We start from the raw sequence: 21,472 nt of genomic DNA, 5'->3' as shown, positions 1-21,472 counted from the left end.
CGCCCTCCGTACTTTTCCCTGCGCGTGACGCGCTGTTCCTCCGGCGGCGATCGCCCCGGGCGCACCCCTTTCGAAGGAGCCTTCGTGTCTTCCCTGACCGCAGTCGCCGACGGGCTGGACTTCCCGACCAGTCTGGCCTTCGACAACGACCACGGGGTGTATCTGGCCGAGTCGGGCCTGCCGTTCGCGGGCGCCGCGCCGGGCGGCCGGATCTGGCGGATGGACAGGGACGGCGCCGGACGGCGGCTCGTCGCCGACCAGTTGGCCGCGCCCGTGACCGGGCTTCTGTGGCACCAGGACCATCTGTACGTGTCCGAGGGGGGTGCCGGGCGGATCACCCGTATCGGCCCCGACGGGAAGCGCACCGTCATCGTCGACGGTCTGCCCGGGCCCGGCAATTACCACGTCGACATGGCGGTGGCGGGCCCTGACGGCAAGCTGTACTTCGCCCAGGGAGCGATGTCCAACCTGGGGATCATCGGGCTGGACGCCTACGAGCTCGGCTGGCTGGGCCGCCTCCCGCACGCCTATGACGTTCCCGGTCTCGACATCGAGCTGACCGGCGTCAACGCCACCACCCGCGACCCGCTGTCCGGCACACCCGGCGCGCAGGCCGTCACCGGCGCGTTCGCCCCCTTCGGCACCGCCACCCGCCCCGGGCAGCGGGTCGCGGCCGAACTGCCCTGCACCGCGTCCGTCATGCGCTGCGATCTCGACGGCGGCAACCTGGAACTGGTGGCCTGGGGCATCCGCAACGCCTTCGGGCTCGGGTTCCTGCCCGACGGCCGGCTCCTCGCGGTGGACCAGGGAGCCGACGACCGGGGCAGCCGGCCCATCGGAAACGCCCCCGACCTGCTGCTCGAAATACACGAAGGCGCCTGGTACGGCTGGCCGGACTTCATCGGCGGGATCCCGGTGACCGATCCCCGGTTCGCGCCCGAGCGCGGTCCCCAGCCGACGTTCCTGCTCGCCGGTCACGACCGGCTGCCGCCCCCGGAGCAGGCCGTGCTCGACTTCGAGGCGCACGTCGCGGCGACCAAGTTCGCCGTCGCCCCGCCGGGTTCCGCGTTCGCCGGACAGCTGGTGGTCACGCTGTTCGGGGACGAGGCCCCGATGACGCTTCCGCCGGGCGGGCCGCAGCTCGGCCGGCACCTGCTGATGGTCGACCCGGACGACTGGTCCACCCGCGGCCTGCCGGGCGAGCCCGAGCTGCACCGGCCGATCGACGTCGGGTTCGCTCCCGGTGATCCCGCCCTGTACGTCCTGGACTTCGGCCGGTTCGAGATGACCGACCACGGTGTCGAGGCCAAGGCGGGCAGCGGCCGGCTCCTGCGCTGGGAGGGCTGGGACCGGCCCGCCGCCTCCACCGACTGAGCCTTGCCCGCTGAGCCGGCCCGCTCGGGCCGGGGAACGCCATCTGTCACCTGTGGGGAAAGGGAGTCGCACGATGCACGGCAGAAGCGGTCTGTGGCTGGTCGGCGGCAGGGGCTCGGTGGGCACCACCGCCATCTGCGGCCTCGCCGCGCTCAGGGCGGGGCTGTCCCCGGCCACCGGCTCCGTCAGTGAGCTCCTGGACCTGGACCCGGCCCTCTTCCCCACCTGGTCCCAGCTGGTGGTCGGCGGCCACGACATCGTCCGGACCCCGCTGCGCAAGCGGGCGGACGACCTCGCCGCCGCCGGTGTGCTGCCGGCCTGGCTTCCGGCGGCGGTCGCCGACGACCTGGAGGCGGCCGACCGCGAGATCCGGCCCGGATACGACGGCGTCGACGGGCCCGACCGCCAGATCGAAGCCGTCGAACACCTGGCCCGCGACATCACGACGTTCCGTCACGCCCACGGCCTGGACCGGGTCGTGGTCGTCAACGTCTCCAGTACCGAGCCCCCCGTCCCCCCGCAGCCCGAGCACGCCGACCTCGCCGCCCTCGACCGCGCCCTGGCCACTCCCGGACGGCGGGTGCTCCCGCCCAGCGCGCTGGCCGCGTACGCGGCGTTCTACGCCGACTGCCCCTACGTCGACTTCACGCCCTCCCCCGGCCTGGGTCTTCCCGCCGTCGTCGAACTGGCCGACCGGCGGAACCTGCCCTACGCCGGCAGCGACGGCAAGACCGGCGAGACGCTCCTGCGCAGCGCGCTGGCACCGATGTTCGTCGCGCGCGCCCTGCACGTGAGGTCGTGGGCGGGCACCAACCTGCTCGGCGGCGGCGACGGCGCGAACCTCGGCCAGGAGGGCCGGGCGGCGGGAAAGCTGGCCTCCAAGGCCCGCGGACTGGAGGCGCTGCTCGGCGGCAAGGCCGACGCGCCGCTGCACATCGACTACGTGCCCGACCTCGGGGAACGCAAGGTGGCCTGGGACCACGTCTCCTTCGAGGGGTTCCTCGGCGCGCAGATGAGTCTCCAGCTGACCTGGCAGGGCCACGACTCGGCGCTGGCGGCGCCCCTCGTCCTCGATCTCGCCCGGCTCACGGCGGGCGCGCACGCGGCCGGTGTGTCGGGGCCGCTGGGTGCGCTGGGCTTCTTCTTCAAGGACCCGGTCGGCAGCGACGAGCACCGGCTCGCCCAGCAGGAACGGGACCTGGTGGGCTGGGTGCGGCGCATCACGGTGGCCCGGTGAGCACTCGGGGGCGGCCCGGGGGCGGGCCGGGCGACTGGATCGAGCTGGTCCGTGGCCCCGCCGCGCTCACGGTCCTGGGTGATGTGGTGGCCGGGGCGGGGGCCGCCGGGCGTCCGCTGCGCGGGCGGCGGCTGGCGCTGCCGCTCGCCTCCGTCGCGCTGTACTGGTCGGGCATGGCCCTCAACGACTGGTCCGACCGTGCGGTGGACGCCGACGAACGCCCCGAGCGGCCCATTCCCTCGGGCAGGATCACGCCAAGGGCCGCCCTTGCCGCGGCTGTCGGGCTCAGCGGCGCCGGGCTCGCTCTGGCCGCCTTCGCCGGGGGCTCCGACGCCCTGCGCGTCGCCGTTCCGCTGACCGCGGCCGTCTGGGCGTACGACACCGTGCTCAAGCCGACCCGGGCGGCGCCGCTGGGGATGGCGGCCTGTCGCGGTCTCGACGTCCTGCTCGGTGCCGGAGCCGCCCGCGCGGTGTCCGCCCGGACACCGGCGCTGGCTCTGGCGGCGCACACCTTCGGGGTGACGGCGCTCTCCCGGGGCGAGGTCCACGGCGGTGGGCGGGCCGATCAGCGGGTGGCGCTGGGCGCCAGCATGCTGTCCGCCGCCCTGACCTGCGGGGGGCGGGTGTCCTCCGTACGGCGGGGGGCGGGGGCTGTCGTGTGTTCGCTGGTCTATGCCGGGACCACGATGCGCGCTCAGGTGGCGGCGGCGCCCGTGCGGGGCGCGGCCGGGGGCGTGGCCGATCCCGTTGCCGTCCGGGCCGCCACGGTTGCCGGGATCCACGGCATGGTGCCGCTGCAGGCCGGGCTGGCCGCGCGGTCCGGGTCGTTCACCGCCGCCGCGCTGGTGCTGGGTGTTCTGCCGCTGGTGCGTCGGCTTTCCAGCATGCGGAGTCCGACATGAGCTCTTTCGACCTGGGTTACGGCACCAATGGGTTCGCGAACCACCGGCTGGACGACGCGCTGCGGGTGATCGCCGATCTCGGGTACACCGCGGTCGGTCTCACCCTCGACCATCACCACCTCGACCCGTTCGCGCCCGGACAGGCCCGGGCCGCCGAGCGGCTCGCAGGCCTGCTCTCGTCGTTGGGCTTGCGCTGTGTGGTGGAGACGGGCGCGCGTTATCTGCTCGATCCGTCCCACAAGCACCATCCCACGCTGGTGTCGGAGTCGGCCGGGCCGCGGATCGACTTCCTGCTCCGCTCCGTGCGGATCGCCCAGTCGCTCGGCGCCGCGTGCGTGTCGTTCTGGTCCGGTGTGAGCGAGCCGGGGGTGTCCGGGCAGACCAACCGCGGCCGGATGATCAGGCACCTGGGGCCGGTGGTGGACGAGGCGCAGCGGCGTGGTGTCCGGCTCGCGCTGGAGCCCGAGCCCGGCATGGTCGTCGAGCGGCTGGAGGAGGCGCTGGATCTGCGCCGGGCGCTGGGTGAGCCCGAGGTGCTGGGCGTCACCCTGGATGTGGGGCACTGCGTCGCCGTGGAGCCGGTCGACGCGGCGACGTGCGTCGTGCGGGCGGGGCGGCTTTTGTTCAACGTCCAGCTCGACGACATGCTGCCGGGCGTGCACGAGCACCTGGAGTTCGGGCAGGGCGGGCTCGACCTCGCCGGGACGCTGGCGGCGCTCGACCTGATCGGTTATCGCGGGGTCGCGGCCGTCGAACTGCCCCGGCACAGTCACGCCGCGCCTCAGGTCGCGGCGAGGGCGCTGGCGGCGCTGCGTCAGGCCCGAGGAGCGAACGGGCCGAAGCAGGACGGTCCGCCGTTGCGGGGCGGTACGTCGATACAGGGCGGTGCGTCGAGGCCGTCCGCTGTCGGGGAGCGGTGAGCATGGACGATCTGCTCGCGGCCGCGGAGCGGCGCGTCCGGGACCGGCCCTGGTCCATTCACGAGGAGTACGCGCTGGTCGGCGCGGAGCCCGTGCGGGGCAGCGCCGATCCCGAGGCACTGGTCTTCGGTACCGCCGACGACCGGGCGCGGGCGCGGCTGCTCGCGGTCCTGGTGGAGGTGCTGCCCGAAGCGGATGTGGAGCGCGAGACGGAGCGGCTCTACCGGCAGGGTGACGACGCCGAACGGCGGGGCGTGCTGCGGGCTCTGCCGGTGCTGCCCGCGTCGTCGGTGCGGCTCGGTGTGGCGCTGGTCGCGGACGGGCTGCGCAGCAACGACCCGCGGCTTGTTGCGGCGGCGATGGGGCCGTTCTCCGCCGCGCATCTGGGGCAGGCGGCGTGGCGGCAGGGCGTGTTGAAGTGCCTGTTCCTCGGGATACCGCTGATGGCGGTGGCGGATCTGGCCCGGCGGACCGACGCCGAGCTGCTGCGGATGGTCCGTGACCTGGCTGAGGAGCGGTGTGCCGCGGGGCGGGAGATCGGTCCTGACCTTCGCGCCTTGCTCGATGTCGCCGTACTGCCGGCCTCGGGGCCGTCGCGAGGAGAGGACGATTCCCGATGAGGATTGAGGACCGTTCCCGATGAGGATTTTCGATCCGCACATCCACATGACGTCCCGTACCACGGACGACTATGAGCACATGTACGCGGCCGGTGTGCGGGCCGTGGTCGAGCCCGCTTTCTGGCTGGGTCAGCCCCGTACCGGGGTGGCGTCGTTCGTGGACTACTTCGACAGTCTGATCGGCTGGGAGCGGTTTCGGGCCTCGCAGTTCGGGATCAGCCACAATTGCACGATCGCGCTGAACCCGAAGGAGGCCAACGACCCGCGGTGCGTCGAGGTGTTGGACGTGCTGCCGCGGTATCTCGGGAAGAACGGTGTGGTCGCGGTCGGGGAGATCGGCTACGACTCGATGACGCCGGCCGAGGACGAGGCCTTCACACGTCAGTTGGCGCTCGCCGTCGAGCGGTCCCTGCCGGTCCTGGTGCACACCCCGCACCGGGACAAGTCGGTGGGGACGCGCCGCACCCTGGACGTGGTGCGCGAGTCCGGTATCGATCCGGGTGCCGTGCTGGTGGACCATCTCAACGAGGTCACCGTGCGGATGGTCGCCGACTCCGGCTGCTGGATGGGGTTTTCCATCTACCCCGACACCAAGATGGACGAGCACCGCATGGTCGCCGTCCTCAAGGAGTACGGGACCGCCCGGGTTCTGGTGAACTCGGCGGCGGACTGGGGCCGTTCGGATCCGCTCACGACCCATCGGGTCGGCATGGCGATGCTGGAGGCCGGGTTCGGTGACGCCGATGTCGACCGGGTGTTGTGGCGTAACCCGGTGGAGTTCTACCGGCGCAGCGGGCATCTGATTCTCGGGCAGGAGCGTGAGGCCGGTGCCGAAGGGGCTTTGCACGAGGGCAATTCGGTGCTGCGGGGCCAGTCATGACGCGGTTGTGTTACTGCACCAACGTGCATCCGGCCGAGGATGTGGCCGGGATTCTGCGTCAGCTCGACGCTTACGCGGTCCCGGTGCGCGAACGGCTCGGGTGCGACCGGCTCGGGCTCGGGCTGTGGCTGGCGGCCGAGGCTGCGGCGGAGCTGGCCGCCGATCCGGCGGCGGTGCGCCGGCTGCGCGCCGAGCTGGACGCCCGCGGTCTGTCGGTGCTGACCCTGAACGCGTTCCCCTACGGAGGTTTCCACCAGGAGGTCGTCAAGCACTCCGTCTACCGGCCGGACTGGACCGATCCGGCCCGGGCCCGATACACGGCCGACTGCGCGTATGTGCTGGCCGGGCTGATGCCCGAGGACGCGGATGGCGCGAGCCTGTCCACGCTGCCGCTCGGCTGGCGCACTCCGTGGTCGCCCGAGGCCGACCGGAGGGCCGAGTCGGCGCTGCGGTGGACGGCCGGCGAGCTGCGCAAGGCGTCCGCGCGGGCCGGGCGGCCGATTCGGCTCGCGGTCGAGCCGGAGCCGGGCTGCGTCCTGGACACCGTGGCGGACGCGGTGCGCTGGCTCGTGCCCCGGGTGGATCCCGAGGTCGTCGGGATCTGCCTGGACACCGCGCATCTGGCCGTCTCCTTCGCCGAGCCGGAGCAGGCCGTCGCCGCCGTCGAGGAGGCCGGCCTTGCGGTCGTCAAGGTCCAGGCGTCCGCGGCCCTGCACGTCGACGATCCCCGTGACCCGGCCGCCCGCCGGCTGCTCGCCCGGTACGCCGAGCCCCGCTACCTGCACCAGGTCAGGGAGGCGGGCGAGCGGGGCCGGGTGCTGGCGGCCGACGATCTCCCCGAGGCGCTGGAGACGCTGCCCGGCCGGGGGGCGTGGCGGGTGCACTTCCACATTCCGCTGCACGCCGAACCCGAGCGTCCGCTGCGGGCCACCACCGACGTGCTGCGGCGGGCGGTGGCGGCCGCGGGCGACAAGGTCGTGATCGAGGTCGAGACGTACACCTGGCAGGTGCTGCCCCGGGGCGCCGACCCCGTCGACGGGATAGCCGCCGAACTGGAGTGGGCGCAACGCGAGTTGGTGGATGAAGGGGGTGTGCGGTGAAGCCGGTGGTCGTCCTGGACGTGGTCGGTCTGACGCCGCGTCTGCTGTCGTGGATGCCGAACCTGTCCCGGCTGGCCGCGCGGGGCGGATCCGCCCCGCTGAGTACCGTGCTGCCCGCTGTCACGTGCAGCGTCCAGTCGACCCTGCTCACCGGGCGGCTGCCGGCCGGGCACGGCATCGTCGGCAACGGCTGGTACTTCCGCGAGCTCGGCGAGGTCCACTTCTGGCGGCAGCACAACCGGCTGGTGCGGGGCCCGAACGTGTGGGAGACCGCGCGCGCCCGCTACCCCGGCTACCGGGTGGCCAATGTGTGCTGGTGGTACGCCATGGGCGCCTCCACGGACCTGTTGGTGACACCGCGCCCGGTCTACCACGCCGACGGCCGCAAGTCCCCCGACTTCTACACCCGCCCGCCCGGCCTGCACGACCGGCTCACCGACGAACTCGGTCCTTTCCCGCTGTTCCAGTACTGGGGTCCGACCGCCGGGATCGCGTCCACCCGGTGGATCGTCGCGGCGACCCGCCGCATCCTGAGCACCGAGCGCCCCGAACTCCTGCTGGCCTATGTGCCGCATCTGGACTACGACCTGCAGCGCTACGGTCCCGACTCCCCGCAGGCCGTGGCCGCCGCCCGGGCCGTCGACGCGGAGCTCGCGCCGCTGCTGGAGCAGGCCGAGCAGCAGGGCGCGGCCGTGATCGCGCTCAGCGAGTACGGCATCACCGCGGTCGACCGACCGGTGGACATCAACCGGGCGCTGCGCCGCGGGGGTTGGCTGGAGGTGTACGAGCAGGCGGGGATGGAGTATCTGGATCCGTGGGCCTCACGGGCGTTCGCCGTCGCCGACCATCAGGCCGCGCATGTCTACGTCGCCGACGAGGCCGATGTGCCCAAGGTGCGTGACCTGCTCACGCGGCTCGACGGGGTGGACGAGGTCCTGGGCCGGGAGGAGCAGGCGGCGTACGGCATCGACCATCCGCGCTCCGGTGAACTGGTGGTGGTCGCCGCGCCGGACTCCTGGTTCACGTACTACTACTGGCTGGACGACGCCCGGGCCCCCGACTTCGCCCGGTCGGTCGAGATCCACCGCAAGCCGGGCTACGACCCGGCCGAGCTGTTCTTCGACCCGGCGGACCGGCTGGTCAAGGCGAAGGCGGCGCTGGGTCTGGCGCGCAAGAAGCTCGGCCTGCGCTACACCATGAACGCGGTGCCGCTGGATCCGTCCTGCGTGCGCGGCTCGCACGGCCGTCTGCCGGACTCGCCGCCGGACGGGCCGATGGTGCTGTGTTCCGAACCCGGCTGGCGGCCCGACCTGACTCCTGCGGGTGCCGTGCGCGCGGTCGACCTTCCGGGTCTGCTGCTGCGGCTGCAGGGCTTGGAGGAGTGAGCGCGTCCCGTATGCCGTGAACGTGGCGGTGGACTCGCGGAGTTCGGGGAGTCGACCCTCTGGAAGGACCCGTGATGAGTGCCACCGCGATATCGGGCGCCCCGGCGCCGCGCGCCGGCGGGCGGCAGTGGATCGGGCTGGCCGTGCTGGCCCTGCCGACGCTGCTGGTCTCGATCGACGTGTACGTCATGCTGCTCGCGCTGCCCCAGCTGTCCTCGGCGCTGGGTGCGAGCGGTGTCCAGCAGTTGTGGATCACCGACGTCTATCCGTTCGTGCTCGCCAGTCTGCTGATCACCATGGGCCGGCTCGGCGACCGGATCGGCCGGCGCAGGCTGCTGCTCATCGGCGCCGCCGCTTTCGGCGTCGCGTCCGTGGGCGCGGCCTACGCCACCGGTCCCGGGATGCTGGTCGCGGCGCGCGCCGTCATGGGTGTCGCCGGGGCGACGCTGGCGCCGTCCACGCTCTCGCTGATCTCCGTCATGTTCCGAGATCCCCGGCAGCGCGGTACGGCGATCGGGATCTGGGGGGCGTGTTTCTCCGTCGGCGCCGTCGTCGGCCCGCTGGTGGGCGGTGCGATGCTCGCCCGGTTCTGGTGGGGCTCGGCGTTCCTCCTCGGCGTGCCCGCCCTGGCAGTGCTGCTGGTCGTGGGGCCGGTGCTGCTGCCGGAGTACCGGGATCCTGGCGCCGGGCGCCTGGACCCCGTCAGCGTCCTTCAGTCGATCGCCGCCGTGTTCCCGGCCGTCTGGGGCATGAAGGAGCTCGCCACGGACGGCTGGCGGATCCTGCCGGCCGTCGCCGTGCTGGCCGGCGTCGGCTTCGGTGTCGCGTTCACCCGCCGTCAGCGCCGGCTGGACAGCCCGCTGCTCGACCTCGCCCTGTTCTCCAGCCGCCGGTTCCGCGCCGCTCTGCTCAGCATGTTCCTCGGCACCATGCTCACCGGTGCGGTGATGTACTTCGTCACCCAGTCGCTGCAACTCCTCTACGGGCACAGCCCGTTGAGTGCGGGTCTGTGGATGCTGCCGGCGATCGTCACCAACACGGTCGGGTTCGTCGTGGCGCCCTGGCTCGGGCAGCGGTTTCGTCCCGCGTACGTCATCGGCTGCGGTCTGCTCGTCTGCGTCCTGGGCATGGCGCTGATCACGCAGGTTAGGGCCGGGTCCGGGCCGGGGCTGCTGATCACCGGGTTCGCGCTGGTCTTCCTCGGCTCGGGTCCGATGGTCACCCTCGGGATGGGCCTGGTGATCGGCTCCGCCCCGCAGGAGAAGGCCGGTTCCGCCGCGGCGCTGAACGAGACCAGCGGGCAGCTCGGTTTCGCGCTGGGCATCGCGGCCCTGGGCAGTCTCGGGACCGCGGTCTACCGGGGCGTGCTCGATCTTCCGGCGGGGCTGCCCGCGCTGGGCGTGTCAGCGGCCGAGGAGTCCCTCGCCAGTGCCGTGGAGGCCGCGCACGGGCTGGAGCCCCGGACGGCCGAGGCGCTCCTGGGCGCGGCGCGTGCGGCGTTCGCCACGGAAGTGCACGGTGTGGTGGCCGTCGCGGGTGTCCTGCTGCTGGCCGCGGCGGCGTTGGTGACCGCCCTGCTGCGTCATGTCCCGCCCACCGGCCGGCGGCGGGAGACCGAGGACACGGACGCGGACGCGGACGCTGTGGGACTGTCCTGATCCCCCGGCGCGCGCGGCGCAGCCCCGGACCGTGATGCGGTCCGGGGCTGCGCCGTCGGGAACGCTCTACCAGCCGGTGTCAGTCGCGCGGGCTGCCGGGATCCAGGGAGTAGGCGACGAGTTCGGTCTTCGCGTCCTTCCCGGTCCCGGCGACCGCCGCGCCCACCAGCAGCATGTCGCCGCTGATGGCCGGGAAGGAGTTGATGCCGGCCCGGGTGGTCTGGGTCCACAGGGTCTTGCCGGTGCGGGTGTGGAAGGCGAAGATCCGGCCGTCGTAGGTGGTGGTGAAGACCACGTCGTTGGCGACCGTGGCGGCGCCGAGCGGCATCTGGGGCAGATCGCGCTTCCAGCGGACCTCGCCGGTCTTGGTGTCGAGTGCCGCGAGGCCGCCGCGGCCCGCGTCCGTTCCCGGATACGTCATGCCGCCGGTCGAGCTCATCTCGGACGGCAGGTCGACCCAGGGCACGAAGACCCGCCCCTCGGCGACGGCCATCGGTGTCTCCACCCCGCCCAGGACCCCGGGGTAGATGGTGGTCGGCTTGTCCGGCAGCGGGCCCACGTCGTTGAGGTGAATACCGAGCGGGCGGGTCCACAGCGGCTTGCCGTCGTCGGAGCGGTAGGCGAAGACCTTGCCCATCTTGCCCGCCACGATCACGATCTCGGTCTTCACACCGCGCAGGGCGACGGTGGTGATGATGGGCGAGATCTGGAGGTCGTAGTCGCGTATGTCATGCGGCAGGGCCTGCTGGTACCAGAGCAGCTTCCCGGTCTTGGCGTCCAGCGCCACGAGGGAGTTGGTGTAGAGGTTCGGGCCCGGGCGGCTGCTGCCGTTGGGGTATTCGGGGGTGCCGGGCATCGGCGCCGGGTTGCCGACGGCCAGGAACATCCGGCCGTGGCTGTCGATGGCGGGCGGGAACCACAGGCCGCCGCCGGAGTTGATCTCCGGGTGGCCCCACAGATCGCCGTCCTTGACGGTGTTGAAGCTCCACTTCGGCTTTCCGGTGGCGATGTCGAGGGCCCAGACGATGCCCATCGTTCCCGGCACGTACTGTCCGAAGGTCGACGGGACGGTGCTGACCACGACGGTGTCGCCGTAGACCTGGGGGGCGACGTCGATGCCGCCCTTCTTGTCCTCGATCAGCTTCCTGGACCACACGGTCCGGCCGGTCCGCGCGTCCAGGGCGTAGGCGCTGGTGAAGGTGGTGCCCAGGATCAGGCCCTTGCTGTAGGCGACGCCGTTCGGGCCGACGTTGGGGTCGTCGAACTGCCGCTTCCAGCGGACCTGGCCGGTGTCCTTGTTGACCGCGTAGACGTTGGAGTTGAGGTCGATGAGGTAGACCGTCTCCCCCACCACGATCGGGTTGGAGGCCATCAGGCCGGCGAAGGTGGGCTTGCCCTGAAGCGGGAGGCGCCACTTCACCTTGAGGTCCCGGACGTTCTTGGAGTTGATCGGGGTGCGGGTGGTGGCCCGGGTGTTGAGGAGATCGCCGTTGGCGATGGGCCAGTCGGCCGGTCGCTGGCCGGCGCCGGCCGTCCGGTCCGGCCGGTCCGGCGGCGCCGCCGGGCCCGCGCTCCGCGGGCTGTTGCACGCCGATGCGACCAGGGTGCCGATCAGGGCCAGCCCCGTCAGGACGATCCGGCCCGCTCCGATCCGGCCCGCTCCGATCCGTCTGGCCCCGCGGGTCCGCACGCTTGCCTTGGCTGTCAAGCCGGTCTCATTTCCGCCCGGTGCCGGTCCGCGGCCGCGGGCTGCTCAAAGGGGGCTGATGTCCCAGGAGGAGGGGTGGGGGCCGCGGTCTCAGCGGCAGTCACGTGCGAACGCGCGGAGGTCGCCGACGAACAGCTCCGGCTGTTCCAGGGCGGCGAAGTGCCCGCCCTGGTCGAATTCGGACCAGTGGGTGAGGGTCGGCAGGATCCGCTCCGCCCAGCGGCGGATCGGCCGGACGGCGTCGTGGGGGAAGACGGCCACCCCGACGGGCATGGCCAGCGGCCAGGGGCCGGTCCAGGTCCGCAGGAAGTCGGCGTCCAGCCGGTTGGACTCGTAGTAGAGCTGGGCGCTGGGGCCGGCGGAGGCGGTGAACCAGTAGATCGAGACGTTGGTCAGCAGCCAGTCGTCGCTCACCGGGATCTCCGCCGCCTGGCCGGGCGCGGTCCACTCCCTGAACTTCTCCACGATCCAGGCCAGTTGCCCGACCGGGGAGTCGGTGAGGCCGTAGGCGAGGGTCTGCGGGCGGGTGGACTGGATCTTTCGCCACCCGGCGCCGTCCTGTTCGAAGGTGGCCGCGAACTGAAGGCGGGCGAGGTCGGCGGCGTCCAGGCGTCCCGGCTCGGCCGGGTCCTGGGGCGGGATGGTGGGGAGCATGTTGAGGTGGACGCCGGCGACGTGCTCGGGGTCGGCCAGCGCGGTGCGCAGCGAGACGGGTGTGCCCCAGTCGCCGCCCTGGACGAGGTAGCGCGGGTAGCCGAGGCAGTGCATCAGTTCGGCCCAGGCCCGGCCGATGCGCTCGGTGTCCCAGCCGGCCTCGCGGGGGCGGCCCGAGAAGCCGTAGCCGGGCAGCGAGGGGATGACCAGGTGGAAGGCGTCGGCGGGGTCGCCGCCGTGGCTTCGCGGGTCGGTCAGCGGGCCGATCACGTCGAGGAACTCGGCGACCGAGCCGGGCCAGCCGTGGGTGACGATCAGCGGCATGGCGTCCGGCTCGGGTGAGCGGATGTGCAGGAAGTGGATGTCCACACCGTCGATCTCGGTGAGGAACTGGGGGAAGGAGTTGAGGTGTTCCTCGACCTGGCGCCACTTGAAGCCGGTGCGCCAGTACTCGGCGAGTTCCTTGAGGTAGCCGAGCGGGACCCCGCGCTGCCAGCCGGCGCCGGGCATCTCCTGCGGCCAGCGGGTGGCGGCGAGCCTGCGCTGGAGGTCGTCCAGGGCTTCGGGGGGGACGTCGATACGGAAGGGACGCATGGCAGTGCCTCTCAGCCGGTGTGTCGTGCGGCGTGGTCCGGCGCGGTGTCGGCGGTGGCGGGCGCACCGGTCGGCGGGCGCAGCGAGTGACGCAGGACGCGCAGGAGTGTCCTGGGGCGCATCAGCGCGGCGGGCGGGTCGATGAGCCCGGCCGCGCGGATGAAGGCCGAGGTGAGTTCGGCATCGTGGGTGGCGGCGTGGTGGAGCCGGTTGACGTAGGCGTTGGCCAGGCGGATCTTGGGGGTGCGGCGTCCCTCGACGCCGCGGTAGCCGAGGTCGGCGCCGGCGGAGAACTCCCAGGGCGCGTCGACGGCCGTGCCGACGGCGTGGAAGAAGCGCCTGAAGTCCACGGGCGCGCCGGATCGCAGCTGGCTCCGCAGGACGAGCGCTTCGAGGGCGGCGACGGTCATCCCCTGCCCGTAGACGGGGTTGAAGCTGCACACGGCGTCGCCCATGACGAGGTAGTTCGCGGGGAACCGGGTCAGGCGCTCGTAGTGGCGGCGGATGCTGGCGGGGAACTTGTGTGTTCCCGAGTCCAGGGTCGGTGTGGCCCGGCGGACGGCTTCGTAGACGTCCGGCACGGGCAGTGACTTGGTGTAGGCGAGGAATCCGTCCAGGTCCGCGGGCGGGTGGTCGCCGAGGATGCCGGTGAGGGAGAGCTGTACCTGGCCGTCGTCGCCGGGGATCCGGTAGAAGAACGCGCCCCGCGGGTGGGCCGGGGTGGCCACCGGGATGATCGCCAGTTCGTTGCCGAACGGATCGGTGTCCAGCTTGAAGTGGCGGGTGGTGTAGGCCAGGTCGATCTTGATCCTGGTCTCTTCCGGGCGCTGGTAGCCGAGCTGTTCCAGCCACGTCCCGGTGCGCGATCCGCGTCCGGTGACGTCGATGACCAGATCGGCCGGCAGTACCTCGGGGGCGCCGCCGTCCTGGCGCTGGACGCGGGCGCCGGTCACCGTCCGGCCGTCGGCGCTGGTCTCCAGGCCGAGGATGTCGTGGCGTTCGAGGAAGGTGACCTGGGCCATGGCCTTCACGCGGCGGCGGACGTGGTACTCCAGGACCGGGCGCGTCGCGGGGACCGACAGCAGTCCCGAGTGGCCGGTGGCGAGGCGGCGGCCGTTGAAGTACCAGCGGATGGAGCTGCCGAAGTCACCCGGCCGGACACCGGCCGTGCGCAGTTCCTCGGTCAGGCCGGGGAAGAGTTCCTCGAAGATCTGCTGGCCGCGGGCGACCAGGCCGTGCGCGTGGCGTCCGTGGGGGACGCCGCGCCGTGCCTCGGTGGCACCGTCCAGTTCGTCCCGGTCGACGACCAGGACCTCGGTGTACGACTCGGCCAGGACGGTGGCGGCCAGCAGCCCCGCCATGCTGCCGCCGAGCACGACCACGCGATCTCCTACAGGGCGGCCCATCGCCGGTACCTCCTTCTCCCGCGGGGTGTCCCGCCGGGCTGGGTCACGCGCCGGCTATGGGGGTGTTCTGGTAGGAGGCGATGCGCCAGTCGGCGCCCTCCTTGACCAGCACCCAGGTCGCGCGGATCGCGCGGGCGGCGGTCGGTTCGGTGTCCCCGGGGGCCAGGACGCCGCCCTGGGTGACGAGCACGGCGACGGAGGGCGCCAGTGGCCGGACGGACCGCGGTGCGCCGGTCACCCGGGTGCCCTTGAAGGGGCCGGAGAACGCGTTCCGCATGAAGGCGCGGATTTCCTCGCGGCTGGTCAGGAAGACGTCGCCGGGCAGGATCAGGGTCGCGTTCTCGGTGAACACCTCGGCGAACCGGTCGGCGTCGTGATCCGCCCAGGCTTCCACGATGTGCTGCGGGATGGCGCGCAGGGCGTCGGTGTCGCCGGTGTCCAACTGCGGGGTGGCGGCCATGGCCTCTCCTTCGGCAGGTACGTCGCATTTCCGGATGCCGGTCAGGCTCACACGCGTCCGCGGCGGGACGCATCTTCCCGATTGCGCCTGTCGGTCCCGCGGCGCGTGCCGTCTCGCGCCGCAATCAGGGAGATGCGGGCGCCGGTTGCGAATGCCAGCCTCGACGAGGTCGATCACCCTGTCGTCTGATCCCGGAGGAAACCCGCCGATGTCGAACCGTATTCCGTCCAGGGAAGAACTCGTCGGCCGTGCCGCGGAATTGGTGCCGCTGCTGCAGAAGAACGCGCCCTGGGGCGAGGAGAACCGGCGTCTCCCGCAGGAGACCGTCGACGCGCTGGCCGAGTCCGGGCTTTTGAAGATGCGGGTTCCCACCCGTTACGGCGGCTACGAGTCCGACATGCGCACGGTGGTCGACGTGGTCGCCGAGCTGGGCCGCGGCGACGGCTCGACCGCCTGGGTCGCCTCGGTCTTCGCGGTCAGCACCTGGATGGCCGGCCTGTTCCCTGACGAGGTCCAGGACGAGATCTTCGCGGAGCCCGACGTGCGGGTGTCGGGAATCCTGAGCCCGACCGCCACCGCCGTCCCGACCGACGGCGGCGTGCTCCTGAACGGCAAGTGGTCGTTCAACTCCGGTGCGCTGCACAGTTCCTGGAACACCAACGCGGCGATCCTCCTGACGCCGGAGGGCCCGCAGCCGATCATGGTGGCGCTTCCCATGGCGGATCTGGAGATCATCGACGACTGGCACACGGCGGGCCTGCGCGGCTCCGGCAGCGTCACCACGGTGGCCCGTGACGTGTTCGTCCCCGAACCGCGGGTCCTGCCGATGGTGCCGGTCCTGCAGGGGCAGCACCGGTCGCTGGCGAACGCCGACTCACCCGTCTTCAAGGCGCCGTTCATGGCCACCGCGTGCGCCACGGTCTCCGCGCCCGCCGTCGGTCTTGCCCGGGCCGCCAAGGACAGCTTCTTCGAGCGGCTGCCGGGACGGAAGATCAGCTACACCACCTACGAGAGCCAGGCCGAGGCACCGATCACGCACCTTCAGGTCGCCGAGGCCATCACCAAGATCGACGAGGCGGAATGGCACGCGCGGCGTGCGGCCGACCTGGTCGACACCCACGCCGCCGCCGGCGCGCAGTGGACGCTGGAGGAGCGTGCCCGGGTGCGGCTCGACCTGGGCGCCGTCAGCCAGCGCGCCAAGGAGGCCGTGGACATCCTCACCACCGCCAGCGGGGGTTCCTCGGTGTTCACCGCGGTGCCGATCCAGCGCATCGAGCGGGACGTCCAGACGCTCAACCTGCACGCCATCCTGCACCCGAACACGAACTACGAGCTGTACGGCCGGATCGCCTGCGGGCTCGAGCCCAACACCCTCTACCTGTAGCCGTCGTGGGCCCCAGCCCCAGCCTCCGGAGGCCGTAGTGACCCAGCAACGCCCGACCGTCATCGACCGTACCGGCTCCGACATCCATGCCGAGCTCGCCGCGCTGGGCCGCCAGGGCCCGGTGGCCCTCATCGAGCTGCCCGGGGCGGTCAAGGCCTGGTCGGTGACCGGCTACGAGGCCGCCCTGCAGGTCCTGGGCGATCCTCGGTTCTCCAAGGACCCCCGTAAGCACTGGCTCGCGTTCCGCAAGGGTGAGATCGGCGAGGACTTCCCGCTCATCGGGTGGGTGCTGATGGACAACCTGACGACCGCGCACGGCAGCGACCACAGCAGGCTGAGGCGGCTGACGGCCTCGGCGTTCACTCCGCGCCGGGTCGAGGCCATGCGCCCGGTGATCGAACAGGCGACGGCGGAGCTGCTGGACGACCTGGCCGCGGTGGCGCCCGGCGAGGCCGTGGATCTGAAGAGGCGGTTCGCCCATCCGCTGCCGGCGCGGGTCATCACCGACCTGTTCGGCGTCCCCGAACAGGAGCGCGCCGAGCTGCTGCGCGGCGGCGAGGTGAACGTCGACACGACCACCAGCCCCGAAGAGGCGGCGGCGAACGTCGAGCGCTGGCACCAGCAGATGCACGACTTCGTGGAGCACAAGCGCCGGGCGCCGGGCGACGACCTCACCAGTGACCTGATCGCCGCGCAGGAAGCGGACGGGAGCCGGCTGAGCCCGTCGGAACTCGTGGGCACCCTGCATCTGATGCTGGCGACGGGGACCGAGCCGGTGATGAACCTCATCGGCAACGCCGTCCACGCGCTGCTCACCCATCCGGACCAGTTGGCGCGGGTCCGCAAGGGGGAGGCCGACTGGGACGACGTGATCGAGGAGACGCTGCGCGCGGAGGCTCCCGTGGCGCATCTGCCGTTCAGGTTCGCCACCGAGGACGTCCAGGTCGGCGGGGTGACGATACGTCAGGGTGATCCGGTGCTGGTCGCGTTCGCCGCCATCGGCCGGGACGCGGCCGTGCACGGGGAGAGCGCCGGCCGGTTCGACCTGTCCCGCCAGGACAAGACCCACCTCTCCTTCGGGCACGGGATCTACCGGTGCATCGGCATGCCGCTGGCCCGCGCCGAGCTGCGGATCGCGCTGCCCACGCTGTTCGGCCGCTTCCCGGACATCGAACTGGCCGTCGCCCCCGAGGAGATCAGGCCGCAGAGCACGTTCATCATGAACGGCCTGGAATCGCTGCCGGTGCGCCTGGGCCCGGCCGGTGAGCGCGGGTGAAGGCCGCCGTCATCGCCGCGCCGAAGGCGCCCTGGGAGATCCGGGAGATCCCCACTCCCCGGCCGGGTCCCGGCGAGGTCCTGGTCAGGGTGCGCGCCTGCGGCGTCTGCCACAACGACATCTGGACCGGCGAGGGCGTGTTCCCGTTCCCGGCGTTCAGTCCGGCGGTCATCGGGCACGAGGCCGCGGGCGAGGTCGCCGAGGTCGGACCCGGGGTGAGCAGCCGGCAGGTCGGCGACCGGGTGGGGACGACGTGGGTGCAGGAGACCTGCGGGCGGTGCGAGTACTGCCGCCGTAATCTTCCGCTCACCGGTCAGTCGGGGATCCACTGCGCGGCGTCGGTGATGACCGGGCTCAACGTCCAGGGCGGCCACGCCGAGTACGTGTGTGTCACGGCGGCGAGCACGGTGCTGCTGCCCGACGGCCTCGACTACGCGGCGGCCGCGCCCGTCCTGTGCGCGGGCTACACCTCATGGAGTGCGCTGCGGGCGGCGGAGCCCGGGCCGCATGAGCGGGTCGCCGTGCTGGGCATCGGCGGGCTGGGGCACATGGCGGTTCAGTTCTCCCGTGCGTGCGGGTTCGACACGGTGGCCGTCACCTCCTCGCCCGACAAGCACGAGCTCGCGCGCGAGCTCGGCGCCGGCACGGTGGTGTCCGACGGCGCCGGACTGCGGGCGGCGGGCGGCGCCGACGTCATCCTGGTCACCGGCATCTCCTACCGGGCCGCGACCGACGCCCTGCAGGGGCTGCGGCCGGGAGGCCGGATGGTGCTGGCCACCATCGACCCGAACAGTGCGTTCACCATCGAGCCGACGGCTCCGTTCTGGTCGCTGCGCCAGCAGGTCATCGGCGCCACGCACAACGGCCTGGAGTATCTGACCGAGGCCCTGGACATGGTCGGGCGGGGGGCGGTGACGCCGGTGTACGAGGTGTTTTCGAAGGAGGACGTCGCCGAGGCCGTCGCGAGGACGGCGGCCGGCGAGGTGAGGTTCCGGGCGGTCGTGGCCTACTGACCGGATGGTGCGCAAGGCTCGGCCCGGATCCGCGTTTTTGCGGGTCCGGGCCTTCGCGTTGCCTGATGATCCACTGCGGGAAAGAATTTTTTCGTGGCGATGTCGAGAACCGTGTCTCGGCACCGACGAAGGTCTGAAAGAGGCGCACTGGACGCCTCACGCCGTAAGGAGCAGCACCGTGAAGTACCTGATCATGATGTACCCGAACGCCGCTGTCATGGACGCGCTGTCGGAGGAGGACCGCAACGCCGTCTTCCAGGGCCACGGCGAGTTCATGACGAAGATCAAGGAGAGCGGTGAGTTCGTCGGCACCGTGGCGCTGACCGGGCCCGACGACAGCTCCGTGGTCCGTGTGCGCGGCGGGGTCCCGGCGGTGACCGACGGTCCGTACGCGGAGTCCAAGGAGCTCATGGGCGGTTACTACGTCGTCGACGTCAAGGACCGGGAGCGGGCCCACGAGGTCGCCGCGATGATCCCGGACGCCGCGGTCGAGGGCCTGGGCATCGAGGTCCGTCCGATCATCTTCAGCGAGGACGCCTCCGCGTGACTCCTTGCCCGGGGGCCGTCGTGCCCCCGGGCGTCCCACTCCCCCTCAGGATGTCCGCCCGCTCCATGTCGAGAGGACGTACGCGCTCATGAAGGTTCCGGAGTTGCTTCGCGGCAAGGTCGTCGTCGTGTCGGGTGTGGGATCGGGGCTCGGGAGAACACTGGCGGTCAGATGCGCCGAGGCGGGGGCCGACGTGGTGCTCGCGGCGCGTACCGCGTCCTATCTCGACGAGGTCGCCAAGGCCGTCGAGGAGGTGGGGGGGCGTGCGTTGGCGGTGGCGACGGACATCACCGATCCGGCCGCCGCCGAAAGGCTCGCCGCCGCCGCGCTCGGCAGGTTCGGCCGGGTCGACACCCTGATCAGCAACGCGCTGGTGGAGCCGCCCCATACGGAGCTCGTCGACACCTCGCTGGACGACATCCGGCTGGGCATGGAGGTGGACGTCTACGCGGCGCTGCGGCTGTCGGGGCTGTTCACTCCGGCGCTGCGGGAGAGCCGGGGTTCGATCGTCATGGTCAACTCGTCGGTCCTGCGGCACTCCAAACGTGCGTGCGGCGCGTACAAGATGGCGAAGTCGGCGTTGCTGTCGCTCGCCCAGAGCCTGGCCACCGAGCTGGGCCCGGAGGGGATCCGGGTCAACAGTGTGGCTCCGGGCCCCATGTGGACCGACAAGGTGAAGGATTTCGTCGGCCGGCTCGCGGCGGCGCGCGGCCTGTCCCTTGACGAGGGGTACGACGAGGTCGCCGCGGGGATGGATCTGCGGCGGGTGCAGAGTCCGGAGGAGACCGCCGACGCGGTGATCTTCCTGGCCTCGGACATGGCGCGTGCCGTCACGGGCCACTGCCTGGACGTCAACTGCGGTGAGTACCACCACTGACCTGGGCGCCCCGGTGGCGATCGCGGTGCTTGCCGGGCAGTGCCGGTCGGCCTGTTGTACGGTGTCGGCACCGGCTGCCGCGCCGCTCGGCAGCGCCGCGAGCCGCAGGGGATGGTCCGAGTCGTATGACTGCCGCAGCTCTTGTCCGCCCCGCTTTACCGGGGCGCCGTCGAGGATCCCGGTGAACCGCCCCACCGATATCGGCGCGTTGCTGCGTGAGCTCATTCCCCAGGTGGTCGGCACTCTGGTGCGCCGCTACGGCCGGTTCGAGGAGTGTGAGGACGCCGCGCAGGACGCGTTGCTCGACGCGATCGTGCAGTGGCGCAAGGACGGTGTCCCGGACAATCCGCTCGGCTGGCTGACGAGGGTCGCCTATCGCCGGCTCGCCGACCGTGCCCGGAGCGACATCGCGCGCCGGCGCCGGGAGGCGGCGGTGGCGGCCATGGTCCGGGCGGACGAGCTCGCGGAGTTCGGTCCCGCCGATCTCCACCCGTCGGACCAGGACGATTCGCTCGTCCTGTTGTTCCTCTGTTGTCATCCGAGTATGTCCCCGTCGTCCCAGCTGGCGCTGACGCTGCGGGCGTGCGGTGGTCTGACGACGAGCCAGATAGCGCGGGCGTTCCTGGTGCCGGAGGCGACGATGGCGCAGCGGATCAGCCGGGCGAAGCAGCGCATCAGGGCGGCGGGCGCGAAGTTCGAGCTGCCGCCGCCCGAGGACCGGCCGGGGCGGCTCGGTGTGGTCCTGCACGTGCTGTATCTGATTTTCAACGAGGGATACACCAGTACGTCCGGTGCGGATCTTCACCAGGTCGAGCTGACCCGTGAGGCGATCCGGCTGACGCGCGCGCTGGGCCGTGCGCTGCCCGACACTCCGGAGGTGACGGGCCTGCTCGCGCTGATGCTGCTGACCGACGCCCGGCGGCCGGCGCGTACCGACGAGGAGGGCAATCTCATCCCGCTCGCCGAGCAGGACCGGACGCGCTGGGATCAGGTGGCGCTCAAGGAGGGTGTCGCGCTGACGACGGAGGTGCTGGCCCGTGAGCCGATGGGCCTGTATCAGCTGCAGGCGGCGATCGCCGCGGTGCACGCGGACGCGCCGAGCGCGGAGGAGACCGACTGGCGGCAGATCGTGATCCTGTACCGGCTGCTCGAGCAGGTGTCGCCCAATCCGATGGTCACGCTGAATCACGCCGTCGCGGTGGCCATGGCTCAGGGCCCGGCGGCGGGTCTGGATCTGCTGCGGTCTCTCGCCGAGGACGACCGGGTGGCCGACCATCACCGGGTGCACGCGGTGCGCGGTCATCTGCTGGAGATGGCCGGGGACCCGGCCGGGGCGCGTGAGAGCTACCGGGAGGCGGCGCGGCGCACGGCCAGTCTTCCGGAGCGGCGTTTCCTGGAGTCGCGGGCGGACCGTGTGGGCGGCGGCGGGTGATCCGCGGTGCCGTGAGCGGGCGCCTTTGCGAAAAAGTTCCGTGAT

At 72.0% G+C, this 21,472-nt stretch carries 19 protein-coding genes; 15 read left to right on the top strand and 4 right to left on the bottom strand.

The window, feature by feature from the left end; translation table 11 throughout:
- The first annotated feature begins 84 nt into the window (after positions 1–84).
- The 9 genes from ACIBG6_RS36550 to ACIBG6_RS36510 all read left to right on the top strand — a co-directional run bounded on the left by ACIBG6_RS36550 (position 85) and on the right by ACIBG6_RS36510 (position 10,076).
- Positions 85–1,374: a PQQ-dependent sugar dehydrogenase gene (locus ACIBG6_RS36550; RefSeq protein ID WP_399227069.1), complete on the top strand. Its 1,290-nt coding sequence runs from the start codon at positions 85–87 to the stop codon at positions 1,372–1,374.
- A gap of 73 nt (positions 1,375–1,447) precedes the next feature.
- Positions 1,448–2,611: an inositol-3-phosphate synthase gene (locus ACIBG6_RS36545; RefSeq protein WP_399227068.1), complete on the top strand. Its 1,164-nt coding sequence runs from the start codon at positions 1,448–1,450 to the stop codon at positions 2,609–2,611.
- Positions 2,608–3,513, top strand: coding sequence for an SCO3242 family prenyltransferase (locus tag ACIBG6_RS36540; protein ID WP_399227067.1), 906 nt, complete (start codon positions 2,608–2,610; stop codon positions 3,511–3,513). The genes ACIBG6_RS36545 and ACIBG6_RS36540 overlap by 4 nt, the downstream gene beginning before the upstream one ends.
- Positions 3,510–4,433 carry a sugar phosphate isomerase/epimerase family protein gene (locus tag ACIBG6_RS36535; protein WP_399227066.1) on the top strand — a complete coding sequence of 308 codons (924 nt, stop codon included), beginning with the start codon at positions 3,510–3,512 and terminating at the stop codon, positions 4,431–4,433. Before ACIBG6_RS36540 ends, ACIBG6_RS36535 begins: the two co-directional genes overlap by 4 nt.
- 2 nt (positions 4,434–4,435) lie before the next feature.
- Positions 4,436–5,053 carry an EboA domain-containing protein gene (locus tag ACIBG6_RS36530; protein WP_399227065.1) on the top strand — a complete coding sequence of 206 codons (618 nt, stop codon included), beginning with the start codon at positions 4,436–4,438 and terminating at the stop codon, positions 5,051–5,053.
- Between the two features lie 19 nt (positions 5,054–5,072).
- Positions 5,073–5,933 (top strand): TatD family hydrolase, encoded by an 861-nt coding sequence (locus ACIBG6_RS36525; protein WP_399227063.1) that lies wholly within the window; start codon positions 5,073–5,075, stop codon positions 5,931–5,933.
- Positions 5,930–7,033, top strand: coding sequence for a metabolite traffic protein EboE (gene eboE / locus ACIBG6_RS36520; RefSeq protein WP_399227062.1), 1,104 nt, complete (start codon positions 5,930–5,932; stop codon positions 7,031–7,033). Before ACIBG6_RS36525 ends, eboE begins: the two co-directional genes overlap by 4 nt.
- A 53-nt stretch (positions 7,034–7,086) precedes the next feature.
- Positions 7,087–8,418, top strand: coding sequence for an alkaline phosphatase family protein (locus tag ACIBG6_RS36515; protein WP_399227120.1), 1,332 nt, complete (start codon positions 7,087–7,089; stop codon positions 8,416–8,418).
- 74 nt (positions 8,419–8,492) lie between these two features.
- The gene (locus ACIBG6_RS36510; protein WP_399227061.1) at positions 8,493–10,076 is read left to right on the top strand and encodes an MFS transporter; all 1,584 of its coding nucleotides are present in this window, start codon (positions 8,493–8,495) and stop codon (positions 10,074–10,076) included.
- A gap of 79 nt (positions 10,077–10,155) precedes the next feature.
- Here ACIBG6_RS36510 and ACIBG6_RS36505 read toward each other — a convergent pair whose 3' ends face one another.
- The 4 genes from ACIBG6_RS36505 to ACIBG6_RS36490 form a co-directional block, all read right to left on the bottom strand.
- Positions 10,156–11,784: a PQQ-binding-like beta-propeller repeat protein gene (locus ACIBG6_RS36505; RefSeq protein ID WP_399227060.1), complete on the bottom strand. Its 1,629-nt coding sequence runs from the start codon at positions 11,782–11,784 to the stop codon at positions 10,156–10,158.
- A 90-nt stretch (positions 11,785–11,874) separates the two neighbouring features.
- A complete protein-coding gene (locus ACIBG6_RS36500) occupies positions 11,875–13,032 on the bottom strand; it encodes an epoxide hydrolase family protein (RefSeq protein ID WP_399227059.1) in 1,158 nt (385 codons plus the stop codon).
- 11 nt (positions 13,033–13,043) lie between these two features.
- On the bottom strand, positions 13,044–14,438 hold the full coding sequence (locus tag ACIBG6_RS36495; protein WP_399227058.1) for an FAD-dependent oxidoreductase: 1,395 nt from the start codon (positions 14,436–14,438) through the stop codon (positions 13,044–13,046).
- Positions 14,439–14,481: 43 nt separating this feature from the next.
- Positions 14,482–14,898, bottom strand: a complete 417-nt coding sequence (locus ACIBG6_RS36490; RefSeq protein ID WP_399227057.1) for an SgcJ/EcaC family oxidoreductase — start codon at positions 14,896–14,898, stop codon at positions 14,482–14,484.
- Positions 14,899–15,106: 208 nt separating this feature from the next.
- On the opposite strand from ACIBG6_RS36490, the gene ACIBG6_RS36485 reads away from it, so the two are divergent.
- The 6 genes from ACIBG6_RS36485 to ACIBG6_RS36460 all read left to right on the top strand — a co-directional run bounded on the left by ACIBG6_RS36485 (position 15,107) and on the right by ACIBG6_RS36460 (position 21,427).
- The gene (locus tag ACIBG6_RS36485) at positions 15,107–16,282 is read left to right on the top strand and encodes an acyl-CoA dehydrogenase family protein (RefSeq protein ID WP_399227056.1); all 1,176 of its coding nucleotides are present in this window, start codon (positions 15,107–15,109) and stop codon (positions 16,280–16,282) included.
- Positions 16,283–16,319: 37 nt separating this feature from the next.
- On the top strand, positions 16,320–17,558 hold the full coding sequence (locus tag ACIBG6_RS36480; protein WP_399227055.1) for a cytochrome P450: 1,239 nt from the start codon (positions 16,320–16,322) through the stop codon (positions 17,556–17,558).
- A complete protein-coding gene (locus tag ACIBG6_RS36475; protein ID WP_399227054.1) occupies positions 17,555–18,571 on the top strand; it encodes an alcohol dehydrogenase catalytic domain-containing protein in 1,017 nt (338 codons plus the stop codon). Before ACIBG6_RS36480 ends, ACIBG6_RS36475 begins: the two co-directional genes overlap by 4 nt.
- Positions 18,572–18,749: 178 nt before the next feature.
- Positions 18,750–19,118, top strand: coding sequence for a YciI family protein (locus ACIBG6_RS36470; RefSeq protein ID WP_399227053.1), 369 nt, complete (start codon positions 18,750–18,752; stop codon positions 19,116–19,118).
- 88 nt (positions 19,119–19,206) lie between these two features.
- The gene (locus tag ACIBG6_RS36465; RefSeq protein ID WP_399227052.1) at positions 19,207–19,995 is read left to right on the top strand and encodes an SDR family oxidoreductase; all 789 of its coding nucleotides are present in this window, start codon (positions 19,207–19,209) and stop codon (positions 19,993–19,995) included.
- A gap of 181 nt (positions 19,996–20,176) precedes the next feature.
- Entirely contained in the window at positions 20,177–21,427 is a 1,251-nt protein-coding gene (locus tag ACIBG6_RS36460; protein WP_399227051.1) for an RNA polymerase sigma factor, read from the top strand.
- The last annotated feature ends 45 nt before the right edge of the window (positions 21,428–21,472 follow it).

The sequence above is a fragment of the Streptomyces sp. NPDC050842 genome, from assembly GCF_044456565.1.
GTDB lineage: Bacteria > Actinomycetota > Actinomycetes > Streptomycetales > Streptomycetaceae > Streptomyces.
The sequence above is the reverse complement of the archived record's forward strand: the minus strand, read 5'-3'. Positions and strand labels throughout refer to the sequence as shown.